Here is a 12,031-nt window from a genome sequence, read left to right as displayed (position 1 = left end):
GGGCTCGTCGTTCTTACCTGTGTGTGCTGGTCTGGATGCTGAAAATGCGTGACTGGTTCCCGCTCACCAACTATGAGTTCTACGCCTTCGTGGCGTCAGGTATGCTGTTGGTAGCCAGTATCGACTATTGCTTTGCTGATGCAGTCTTGGTCAACAGGACTGAGTGGACCGTAGTTCAGATTATTTTCTGGACTGTCGTCTCATACGTTGCCGGCCAGATCTGCGCCGCTCCATCATCAGGTCTCATTGAATTCTTGTTTGCCCGCGTAATCTTCCATTCGCCCACAGAAATCGCTCTTGGTTTGGGGAAACGCCGTTGGCGCGAGCATGTGGCGGCCTGGGTCTTCGCCAATCGCGAATACAGTCCGCTTGCGCCGAAGGTTCGAGACCGTATTAAGGCGGGAGCGGCCGACAAGCTCGGTCTCGCTGTGGCAAACCTGGACGGTGAGCATATCTTCCAAGTTGCTTTCCCAGCCGCGCGGGCGAGTGCTGACACCGTGGCAAGACTCGAGAGCTTTCAGAACAATTACGGCTTTTGTCGAAATATCTGTTTCGTAGCCCTACTGGCTGCCGGCATGCTGACTTATAAATACTGGCAAGGGTCTGCGCAAAAGGACGGATGGCTGGCCCTCGGTGCTTCGGCTGTCGCTATCGGGATGTACGGTCGCTTCCTCAAGTATTACGCCGCTTATGGCCGTCAGGTGCTTACAAGTTATCACCACTCGTTGCCCTCCTAAACATTCGGGTTGACTAGAGCGTGATAACGGTTCGGAGTAATGATTAGCAACACGCTGGGAGGGGGGCGTTCGGCTGCCAGTTGCGCCGCGGTCTTTCTGTCGAGGCTAGAGGGACCCATATCAGCAAGGTGGCTGTGCCACGTTCCAACGTCAAACAGGCTTCCGCCACTGGCACGATGACGGGACCTAATCGCGGTTTTCAAGCCTTTAGTCCCAAGTTCGAATAGGCCTACTTTGCGTCGGCTGTCTTCAGGCGCGGGAAGAATGTCGACCACTGTAATCGTTTGGCAACGGGCGCTTGTCGTCCCGATGAGAAGTCCGCCCGTTTCGACATGCGGGTATGTGGCGACCTCTTCACGGATCCGACGGTCTACCGATGGAGATATCCTTACTTGCCAACCGTCACTGCCTTCGACCGCAACCTCAACGAACGGCTCCACCTCGACGGTACGCCAGTGCGTACTGGGATCATCGGCAAGTCGGTGACCAATCGCGTAGGTTCCCGACGATTGACCCGGCTTTTGGTCTAGAAGGATCTCGGTGGCCGCGGCTGTCATCGTGGACAACCGCGCGTCTGTCATGATCATTGTTAGAGAGCCGCATCCTTGCCCGATCTGGACTTCGGTCAACCCGTGTTCAGGGTTGAAAAGCAGGTTGCGCTCGGCGGGTGTTGCGTGCGCGCTCATCTCGGTCAGAAGATCAGCGAGGGTAGGGTTCCTAGCAGCGCCTTCTTGAAGCAAGAACGCTCCTCGTCCCCGCCCGAACAGCGCGATTTCTGAGATCCGCGGCGGGAATGCATCCTTGGGCACGATTGATAATGCCTCGCGCACCAGCAAAGAGGCAGTGGAGTTAAGTACACGTTCAGTATTTTCAGGTGCGAGTGCCAGCCGACCGTCAGGAGTGCGTAGTTGTTCAACTGCGTCCTCAAAACACACAGCCGGTGTCTGGCCCAATCCTTTGAGTTCGGTCGCGAGCTCTTCCGCTTTGCCCGATGTTAAAGCGGGCCTCACCAAGGCATGGCGGGCCATATTATGGGGCATTAGAACCAGAGTGTCCGTGATCGCGGTGACAGACACGCCTGCTCGCGCAAGATGAAGCGCAACCTTCGATCCAACACTCCCGGCCCCGATCAGTGCCGTCGGCGCCGGGGATGTAATGGGCGATAGCTTGCTAAGAAGTTTAGGGGTTGCCTTGGAGAGCAGACGAGTGGGTTTGACGATATCATCTCCCGGTTCGTCCCAAAGAGTCTTCCGGCCGGGTCGCGGGTAGATTTCGAAGAGATACGGCAAATGCTCGAAGTTTGAGACTGAGCCTATAAGATGGAAAGGTCGGCGAGCAGCGAAGATCACCATGATTGGGACTGAGGTCTCGTATCGATAGTTTGTCCAATTCTTCACCAGCGTTTCCATAAACTCGCGGAAGTGGCGGCCGCAACCAAGCGCTTTAGCGCGAGCATGCAGCTGAGTTAGATTGGTCACGGTCTCGGGCAAATATCGATTGTTAATCCGAGCGGTGCCGTCGTCATTGGGGTCGGGTGTGATAAATGCCATAACCGAAGTACCCGAAATGCCGTTGATTTCCTGCAGCCGTCGACCCTGAAACAGCGTCTTATCGGTTTTCGAAGAGAGGCTCGCGAGCTCTGTACCAGCTTCCAGAAACGTCGATACGCCGGGTCCTTTTTTTGAACCAAATGAGCGGAGAAAATAGGTGCGGTAGCTCGTCCAGGCACCGTCCGCGGAGGTATTTTCCTCAAGAAATTCACTGTCCACGATGAGCGTGTCGGAGAGACCACCTCGAAGGGCCGGCTCCCAACCCTGGGCAGGATTGATAAGGGAGTCCACTGCGGCATTCGCGAGCCAGGACGCAAGCTGTTCGAGCAAGCCTATGATCCCTGATTCGATCAGGGCGAAATGGCTAAAGAACTCATCCTGTGACCCATCGACCAAGCAAGGACGGGGCAATGTATCCGCTGAGGACGGCTGAAGATGCGGAAGATCCCGCGGGAAATCCTGACGGAGATAAATCGTCGGACTTCTCCATGGGTAACCCGCACGGATGACAATCTCGACGGCCTCGAAAGCGCAAACGCCCGTCGCAGAAAGACCCCGCGCTTTCACGTCAAATGGCATTTCCACTTCGAACACGACGGCAACGCGACACTCATCCGCTTCGGAAACCGCAAGCTCCGCGCCGCGGACCTGAGGGTGTAGTCGAACCACGCGCAGCAGATGCTCTGCGTGTTGCACAAGCTCCAACTTACCAGCTGACATTAACCGTGTCCGCGGGCACTCGAAGCTACTGCTGATACCCCTACAGTTGCTGCCGCCGCTGCTGCTGCCCGCAGTTTTTTGGACACGCCTGAGAAAGTTATATTAAACTCAAGAGCTCGGTCATTGGCGTTTGTGTATTCTGATGTGCATATGAACTCACCTTTGACAGCGTCGGGCTTGAGAATCGAGACGTATTCCCGTTTCGCACGCTCGTGCGGAGGGTCACTGTCGTCCTTGAGAATCGGTTTGCAGCTGGCCACAATAGTCGCGCCAAACTTGCCTTGCCCAAGAGCACTGCGAGCGTCTTCACAGACTTTTACCTTCTCGCCCATCTCTGACCAGCGATCATAACTCAAGGTACGCCATGAGCAATGGTGCGGCGCCTGCATAATATGGTATGTAAACCAATCGGGATCACTGTCTTTATGGTTCTGCCAGAGCCTCTCCCAAATTGCGACACCAGCGTCACCGCCCGTCAGAAACCGGCATTTGTCGGCATTTCCTCCACCAGTGAGTGAGAAATTGATGATGACTGAGGAGTTGTTTTTCTCGAGCAAGGCGACCAACTCATCGTCTTCAGCCACCAACATGGGTGCGAGCAGGCGGCCGGTGAACTGACCGGAGCTGCAACGATTCGCGGCTGTTAGCAGCTCTCCCTGCTCAACCACGATGTCCATGATCTCGTCAGTCTTGCCGTCTTTGTCCTTACCCATAATCAGGATGCGATCACCATCTATGGTATCGAATTTGTCGTCCTTGAACCTTTGGACCCGGCGGCGGGCCTCTTTCGCCCAGGCTTTGGCATCCGCGCACAGGACGTGCTGCGTGCTGGCGCGGCGGAAAACAAGTGGGGATGACCACATTTCCCGAATGAAAATTAGGCCGCTGTCTTTGGGATAGTCAGCCGGCGGTCCGAGATAGAAGTGGTTTTCAAGGCCGGTGATGTGATCCTGATCCGGGTGAGAGAGCAAGAACGAGTCAACGTAGGGGCGCCCGTCGTTGTCCGTCTTTAGACGATCCTTAAGGTCAGAAGCGACATCATAGGTATCGTCGTCTTCGTCGTCGGCCGCAGCGCGGATTTTGATGTCGATCAGGATCGTCTGACCGTTGTCTAAAGTCATCAATGTCATATCCCCGTTTGCCACGGGAAAGAATACAAGCGATGCGGCCATGACGATCTCCACTTCAATCAGCGGTGATATTGGGGCGTAGTCGGAAATATTCAAGGACATTCGAATGAATAAATTAAAGTATTAACAAAATTTTGTAGTTTATCGCATGCTTGAACTTTTTGACCACTCTAGCATTTGGCGGACTGATCGTTAGCCAGCAACAGCTAGCCCAATGAGCGTCAGGAACATGGTTAGTTGTTAGTGGCGATCAACAGAAATACTCGTTGGGTCAGAAGATAGTTTTGAACTTAGCCTTGTAGATAATCATCATCGAATAACGGCTGCTTGCTGATGAGTTACGTGTCAGAGCGTTTCTGAAGAAGATTAGTATGCGCAGTATCAAAGCCGCTGTCATGCTAGATGGGCAGGAAGGGCCCATTGCCGGGTCGATAAAAGGCGCGAGATCATTTCTGATTTAGGATGAGGCGTCAAAGTGAATGTCAACTGGCGTCGCCGGGGGACGGTCGAGTCTGCAGATTTAACTATTCAGCGCCCATAGGACTGCTCGTTCACATCCCTTGTTATCTGTCCGGGCTCGCATGTACCCACCAAAACGTCATGAACATCCTACGTGGTCGGCAAGGCACTGGCTAATTAGCTTGTGGACTGGGATTTCTAACTCTTTGACGTCCCTAACCGTTCGGATGAGATCGATGCGAAACAACAGCGCGGTGGTGCGTTCGATTGCGCTCAAGGCGAAGTACGCCAATGACAAGGCTGACAAAGATAGTTTTCCCAGTGTGCGATCAAGTACACTTCCGTCCATATAGCAAAATAACCGAGGGAGCGGCTGACGACTGTGGAACAACTCTGTCAGAATTAAAACAATATTCGCGGAATACTATACTGATGATGCCTTCCCAGATGGCGGAGACCAGCCGGGGGTTATCCACACACGATATCGCTCTCACGCACTGACCTGGTAGTATTCTAGTTTTTAATTTTCCTTCTTGAACGTGTTGATCTGAATGAGGTCGCCTAACACGGTGGCTTTGAACGAGGAGATCAAATTTCGCTCCTTGAGCCAAGAGGCGAAGTGCGCGTTCGTTTCACTTTTTTCGATTTTCGGGTAGCGCCCCAGGATGCCTACGTCGCCGTATGGAGAGGGGAGCGCTCGGATTATTGCGCGCACTTGTATTACTGAAAGTTCTCCATGCAGTTTGTTGAGCAACGATATCTGCGGTTCACCGGACCGCGAGTTCAGAATTACGGCCTTGATGAAATCCGCTCCATAGTTGCTGGGCGTGATCGGCACGCGGTTCAAAATTGGTGCGATAGAGGCCGCCACTGGCGGGTTGCTGGAGACGAATAATGGATCTATATCGGAGATAAGTTTAAGTTTTTGCGCATCGGAAATGCTGGTATTTAAAAGCTTTCCGCGAAATGCGTTGTCGATCACATACTCTTCTCGTTTGCTCCAATAGGTTTCGAAATTTGTCGCGATGAAAAGCACTTGGAGACTTTCGTGCTCGATCTTCTCATAATTCTCTTTAGAGAAAATGACCTTCTGCTCTTTGATCAATATTTCAATTTTGCCGAGGCTTAATGTTGGGAGAGAAGTAAAGGGCCTGGGGAGGTTGCGGACGTAAGACCTGTAGACGTTGTCCCCGAGGTCATCATTTTCTATCAAAAACTGACGAAGGTTAAACCAGTCTTTTCCGTCCGGTATTTGAGTTTTGGAAAGGATGTCAGCTGATTCGCCTCCCTGTAAGTAGGTGGTAAGGACCTCCGTGTCGAACACTTCGCTCGACAAGTAGGTCATGCAGTTATGCCAATTGCCTTCGATCTTCTGGTCTTTCAGCAGCAACGCATGAAACGCGGTCGGAATGCCTTCGAAGGACTGGAAAGTCGCAGACTGCATCGCAAGAAATTCGGCGCGGCGCTCGAAGTCCACCTCTTCGTGGCACAACACACTAATTATCGCGGACGTCTCCTCCTCCGTATTCGAAGCTAATAGTAGCAGAACGTTGTTCACATACGTTTCGAAGTTGGCATCGACGTAACTGAGCAGGACCTTATCGTCTGATTCTCTAAGCGAAGTGAAGTGACGGGTTCGAAGGTTGTCGATCGCAGGGTAGCGGACAACGTGCTCCATTAAGTGTCGAATATTGTCGATGGAAATATCAAAAAGACGTTCGGCTGCAATGAATGACACGACTTCCCTAAAGTTGGCGATAGTCGAAATCTCGGCAACTCGAAGCTCAATTTTCTTCAGCCGCTTCAAATCGAAATCGACACTCTCATGAAGAACTAGACCCAGATTTGTAGAAATGTACCGCGACAACACGAGAGCGGACGGGTTCTTTGTAACAAAAAATGCGTCAGGGGCATGTGCAAGGATACGCGCCGCGTGCGGCGCACCGTGCGCGGATTTTAGCGCTGTAATGGGAAAGGAAGACCATTTGGCGATCAACGTCGGAACTAGGAGCTCGATATGACTGCCTCTTAAATAATAGCTCGAGAAGAAATCGTCACAGTCGCTGAAATGAGTGGAAATGAATTCTACCGCCGCCGCGATGCGCGTGAAGTTCTCATGCGCGTCTTGAAACAGGTGATCAATGATGTGACGGTTCAGCACGTATTTGCGCCCGAAATCGTCCTCGCGCATTGAGGCGATCACTTCAGAAACGTTGTCTAATGGGAAGTCCGGATCGGGATTGTTGTAGCTGCGGATCTGGATAAGGAACTTGTTGTCGTTCGGAGATAGACGTTCTCCGTGGAAAAGCGAAATGTACTGGTAATAGGTGTCGTCAAGGTAGCCTTCCAGAATCAGAAATTTAAGAAGATCCTTGTTTTCCCCAACCTCCGCAAAAACCTCCTCTATGAGCTCCGCACTTTCTCTGACAACCTCGTTGAACTTTCTCGCTCGCAAAGAAGACAGTTCCCGCTTCAGCAATTGAGTTTCCTTCGAAAACTTCTCTCTGCCTTCGATAGACTTACGCTCGATTGCAGATTTACGTGCGGCGAATGTCATCGTGGGATCTACAGCAGCCTCCACCCCATTGATCTGTACTCCGTCTTGATAACCGTGTCGGTCGCTGACTGTCGCCGAACTCATTGAAAGGATTTTCTCGAATTCGGGGTGCGCTGCTATTTCTCCGAGTGTGACCCGGCCAAACTCAGTTCTCAGATTTGTAAAGTTCGCGGGAACGCGTTCTATTATAGCCATCGCGTAAATTCTGCGCAGATCGATGACATCCCTTATGGACTGCGCTTCGGCATTTTCGAGGTCGGCCTGTAGGATAGCAAGTTGTGACTCGATGTTGCCTACTGCCTTTGCCACGAATTCGTCATAACGGCCCAGGATCTTGGTTAGAGCTCCTTCTTGCCGATGAAGTGCAGCGAAGTCTTTTGGCATGACGTTCTTGTAGATCAAGATGGCGAACAGCTTGTTCGGATCGAGGATGCCGTCCCCATCTGAATTTAAATTGGACGAATAGATTACGTACTCATTGAAGATGTTTCCAATGAGCCTCAAATCGCTGAGATATCGGGAGACATCACGCACGAAGCCACGGTCAAGCCGGTCGTCAAGTTTAATACGTTGTATATGGGCTAGAACTTTGTCGACCGAATTCGAGTGATTGATTATTGGAATAACCGGAATGATGAACTCGAAAAATTTGGTCCGGTCGGTATTGACGAAGATGTCGTCTCGCAGTGCGTACAGGAATCGAATACGCCGATGTATCCCACCGTTGGCGTTCAACAATCCATTTATCTCTCTCAGGGTTACAAAGATATCCGGGTTTTCGAATCGATCCAGATCCTCGATCACCACGAGATCGTATTTCGTTGATTGGAAAAAATAGATGATTTCGTCGAGGTGCCTGTTGAGAATGGACTCCTGGTCGGCCACGGTAGGCGCGATTTGGATGTCCTTGAGAGATACGCTCTTCAAAGAAACGCCGAAGCTTTTCACATAGACGCTATAGACCAAGCGCCATACGCAAATCGTTCCCACCAAAAATGCGAGAAGGTTGGCCCAGTTAGATACCTCAAGAGGTTTGAAGAATTCTCCCGACAACACGTCGGATTGCTTCGTAAAAAGATACCAAACGCAAAATATTCCAATGCAGATCGCTAAGGAATTGAAAGCGGACCACCTGCTTGGTGTCTGTATCCTTTTAAAGCGCGAGTGCGGCAACCTGTCAGCATCGGCACCGTATAAAATCTGCTGGAGTATGCTCCTTTCAATTTCCTGCTTGCTTACGGGCTTTCCTGATGCCTCGCCCTCTGGGAGGAAGGATGCCAGTGATAGTTGGAGTGGCGTGCCGCGATATTTCAGAAGGAAGGACTTTATGACACTGCTTTTTCCCGATCCGTAAGGCCCAGTCAGCGCGATGTTTAGGACGCTGTCTTTGCCCATAGCGGCATTAAGTGCTGCTGAATAAATTCCGGTCTCATCCGCGTCGCTTGTTGGAGCCAGATCAACGAACCGGTTGTCTGGTTGAATTGGGGATGTTGAGCAGAAAATCTCGGCCCATGCTGTTTTAAAAAAACTCAATGGAAGTACATCCGTGCTAGATAGCCTGACCTCTTCGTTCGATGCGCGTTTCACTATCGATTAAGGGAAGGCGATTGGATAATTGAGTTATATACTAGCTAACCCATAAAGTGCTTCAATACCGAGACACTACGTTATCCCGCACTATTATATAGATTGGTCTGAATTCGTTTTGTCTATCTATTGCGCATTAGTTTAATCGACTTTTGCGTCTGGCACTGACCCAGTACGAAATATTTGGTATGTCGAAGTCGTCCGGAGAGCTTTCGAGGGGGTAACAGCTCCACTCCGCAATCGCCGATCGTGAATGGATGCGACACCATCCAGAATTTACCTGAACGGGTATTCTCCTGCGCGTTAAAAGGGCAGATAGATCGTGTTGGCAATCTCGGTTTCGAGCGCTCCTTCGGCAACCTGCTCATCGAGCCGCCGCTAGTTACCTGCTCGTCCGACGCATGGATCTCGCTTGACCTTAAGTTGCCCGGCTTCCGCATCCCTAAGACGCGCCTAAACCCATGCACGGATTGTGTGCGGAATGGCGAGCAGAGCATTTGTACGATGAGCGCTGCTCTGCGCGTGATTTGCGTTATGCTCCCAATCCGATTGGCGGAGTCCGCTGAAGCGCAAATGCTGGTGATTGGGCCTCGCTGATTGCGGCGGGAAAAATTGTGCTGGTGTCGGCGGGATCGGATTTTAACAAAGTTAGAGTCATATCGATTTGATTTCAGGTGGTTATGTTAAATTTTGGGTGAGCCGAAGGTTCACATCCCATCAAGGCGATCACTTTTTTTCCGGCCGGTCTTCTGGGGTCATCCGCGCGACGATTGCGATTAGGTTTTTCACCGCTTCGTGCGGAAGACCTCGCGTGAGGTGCGAGAGCTCGAGGTGATCCTTCGCTTCCTCAGGTGTTCGTCCATAAAGATGAGGAGCGACTGCAAAAAGCACGTCGATCGGTTGGAAACCTAAAAGCTCGCAGAGGTGAATCATCCGCGTAACGGTCATCCGCGAAAACGCGCGCTCGTAGCGACCGTACACGGCTGTCGAAAGACCGACGATTGAGGCGAAGTCCGCCCTGGTCAGCTTTTCGTCTTCGCGAGCCTTGCGCAAGAACGCGGCAAGTCTCTCGTCCATTTCTTTGAAAGACACGATGCCTTCGAAGCCTGGGCGGCGATGAAGCGGCCGGTCTACTTCATCGTCGGTCGTCTCAACGAGGCCCTTCGAACTCTTGTATTTGATTAGGTCCCGCGTTTCCGACATCACCCTCAGCCTCAATCCGCTCTTCGCGCGGTATTATGTACCAAGCTGAACCAACTTGGTACCAGTCTGTTCATATGAATCAACAAACCGTGCTTCTACCAATTTGGGGATAAGATGCACAATCGGCGAAAAGTTGCAAAGTTAGCCAAACTGGCGAACTAGATTTTGGTCCCTTCACCGTAGTCAATAAGCGGAATAGCGCTTCTTTAGGAATATAGAGCTATTCTGTTCTAACCGAAACTAGAAACCAGGTCCCATCTTTTCGTTCGAAAATCCCTTCCAACTGGGTATCTTCTTTGATCCATCCCAGTTTCGCAGTCATCTCGCACGCAACAGCGTTTCGATTTAAACTAATACAGCGATCAACGTGAACTGACGACTGAGTGCCGAAGTTTTTTATATCCCATTTGGATAAGATGAACAGTTGCTCCTTGGCCGCTTGGTCAGTGGGCCAGTCGCCCTTATCGGTTACATCGGTATCATTCAGGATTCTCGCCAAGATGGACTGTTTGAGTGCGGGAAGATCTATACCGAGCAATGCCGCTTGCGGCGCGAGGATAACTCCGGCACCCCGCCCAAAGCAACTCCAACAAGGAATTTGAGGTCTAGGATCAATATCCGTTGTCCCGCAAATACTGGTCTATAGCCGTCTTGATAATGACGGTCATTTTTATTTCATTCTCAACAGCGGCGCGGGCAAGTCGCTGCTTCGTGTCGAAGTCCAAGGGGCAGTTCACGAAGTGCTTGCTTTCCCTCGCCTTCGTCTGCTTCAGGTCCTGCAGGCGGACACGCGATGCCTCCTGACGGAGCGCCCGCGTCGTGGTGCGCTCCCGGCGAACCTCCTCATCGGGCGAAATCAAATTTCCGGCGCGTTGTACCGGCGCCGACTTGATCTGTGCCCGATCGGGGGCATGGATGGCTTCCCTGCCTGCCGGGACGGTGTTGGTGGCTACTTCTGTTGACGGAGGCTCGGATGTGGCAGGCGCGTCCTGTAGGGCTTGTGGCGGCATAGCCTGAGCGGCTGGTAACTCCTGACGCGGCTTGCGAGGAGCCACCGCGAAATCTGTAACGCTTGTATCGCGTTTCACCATTGCATTAACTCCTTGCGTTGGTCTGCAGGAAGCCTTCGACTTCCTGCTTAAGGGCAAGAACCTCTGCCCTGGCCTTTTTTACGGGTCCCGTCAGCTCGAGCATCTGGAGGGTGCCATAGCCAGTTCGTATCTCTCGATAGGGATTGCGTTCGACAAGTTCAGTTTCGAGCAGATGCGAATTGTAGCCGCCCGAGCGAAGGTTGGCGACGAACGGGCGGATCAATCGATATTCCTCGAGGGCGCGGTTCGGCATGCTTATCCGCGTCCGGTAAATGAGGTGGGGAATGTCTCGGCCTACCCGATCACTCATTTCCGCCACGTCGTTTGCGGCTTGCCCTGCGGCAAGAATCTCGTCCTGCGATGGCTGGACCGGCGTAACCACAACATGGGAGCCCGCGATGATCGTATCCCTCGTGACGGTGTCTTGACCGGGGGAGTCCATGATCACCACATCATATTTTTCGGCGTCCCGGTTGAGTATATGCCGAATACCAGCGTCCTGGGCTGCCGTAACAAGAGTTATGCCGTCTGGCTGGTAGTCCTTATCAATCGACCGCTGGAACCACGTCGAGAGATTCTGCCTACCGTCTGCATCAATGAGGAGGACAGTCTTGCCTTCCAGAGCAAATTCTCCGGCCAGCAGGATGACAGCAGTCGTTTTTCCTGCGCCGCCTTTGCCGCTCACTGCGGACATACAAATCGCCATAGCTATCCCTTTGTCTTCCCGAAGAGAATGGTGGCCTTGAGCCTCGAAGAAGTCGGAGCACCCCTTCTGTCTCGCGTTCTTTTGAATGAGCCCAGGCAACACGCACGGTTGTTGTGATCTAAACAACGGCAGTGAAACACGGTGCTTTCTTACAACGGATAAGTGAACCACGAACCTATTATGGAAAAATAGGGTGCTGACGTGCAGTTCGTCAACACACTTGTTGAGATTTGAACCACGCTACATCCACATGACATGCGATAGCGCAGTGCCTTTGACGCACGACTTACT

General features: G+C 52.1%; 7 protein-coding genes. 1 reads left to right on the top strand and 6 read right to left on the bottom strand.

Going from position 1 to position 12,031, the window contains the following annotated elements; translation table 11 throughout:
• Window positions 1-44 precede the first annotated feature (44 nt).
• Window positions 45-737: a hypothetical protein gene (locus tag RQI55_RS20985; RefSeq protein WP_311273485.1), complete on the top strand. Its 693-nt coding sequence runs from the start codon at window positions 45-47 to the stop codon at window positions 735-737.
• On the opposite strand, the gene RQI55_RS20980 is transcribed toward RQI55_RS20985, so the two are convergent.
• The 6 genes from RQI55_RS20980 to RQI55_RS20955 form a co-directional block, all read right to left on the bottom strand.
• On the bottom strand, window positions 734-3,007 hold the full coding sequence (locus RQI55_RS20980) for a Mov34/MPN/PAD-1 family protein (RefSeq protein ID WP_311273486.1): 2,274 nt from the start codon (window positions 3,005-3,007) through the stop codon (window positions 734-736). The genes RQI55_RS20985 and RQI55_RS20980 overlap by 4 nt on opposite strands.
• Window positions 3,007-4,233 (bottom strand): metallohydrolase, encoded by a 1,227-nt coding sequence (locus RQI55_RS20975; protein ID WP_311273487.1) that lies wholly within the window; start codon window positions 4,231-4,233, stop codon window positions 3,007-3,009. The genes RQI55_RS20980 and RQI55_RS20975 overlap by 1 nt, the downstream gene beginning before the upstream one ends.
• A gap of 883 nt (window positions 4,234-5,116) precedes the next feature.
• A complete protein-coding gene (locus RQI55_RS20970; protein ID WP_311273488.1) occupies window positions 5,117-8,686 on the bottom strand; it encodes an ATP-binding protein in 3,570 nt (1,189 codons plus the stop codon).
• A gap of 780 nt (window positions 8,687-9,466) precedes the next feature.
• On the bottom strand, window positions 9,467-9,943 hold the full coding sequence (locus RQI55_RS20965; RefSeq protein ID WP_311273489.1) for a helix-turn-helix transcriptional regulator: 477 nt from the start codon (window positions 9,941-9,943) through the stop codon (window positions 9,467-9,469).
• Between the two features lie 611 nt (window positions 9,944-10,554).
• Window positions 10,555-11,034, bottom strand: coding sequence for a hypothetical protein (locus RQI55_RS20960; protein WP_311273490.1), 480 nt, complete (start codon window positions 11,032-11,034; stop codon window positions 10,555-10,557).
• Window positions 11,035-11,038: 4 nt separating this feature from the next.
• Window positions 11,039-11,728, bottom strand: coding sequence for a ParA family protein (locus RQI55_RS20955; protein ID WP_407026706.1), 690 nt, complete (start codon window positions 11,726-11,728; stop codon window positions 11,039-11,041).
• Window positions 11,729-12,031: the final 303 nt, after the last annotated feature.

The organism is Rhizobium sp. WCS2018Hpa-16 (genome assembly GCF_031843705.1).
GTDB classification, from domain to species: domain Bacteria; phylum Pseudomonadota; class Alphaproteobacteria; order Rhizobiales; family Rhizobiaceae; genus Agrobacterium; species Agrobacterium tumefaciens_C.
This window is presented reverse-complemented; position numbering and strand designations above follow the sequence as displayed.

Coding starts and splice junctions, on each gene's coding strand:
- RQI55_RS20985 (WP_311273485.1), top strand. CDS start 45: ATGCGTGACTGGTTCCCGCTCACCAACTATGAGTTCTACGCCTTCGTG.
- RQI55_RS20980 (WP_311273486.1), bottom strand. CDS start 3,007: ATGTCAGCTGGTAAGTTGGAGCTTGTGCAACACGCAGAGCATCTGCTG.
- RQI55_RS20965 (WP_311273489.1), bottom strand. CDS start 9,943: ATGTCGGAAACGCGGGACCTAATCAAATACAAGAGTTCGAAGGGCCTC.
- RQI55_RS20960 (WP_311273490.1), bottom strand. CDS start 11,034: ATGGTGAAACGCGATACAAGCGTTACAGATTTCGCGGTGGCTCCTCGC.
- RQI55_RS20955 (WP_407026706.1), bottom strand. CDS start 11,728: ATGTCCGCAGTGAGCGGCAAAGGCGGCGCAGGAAAAACGACTGCTGTC.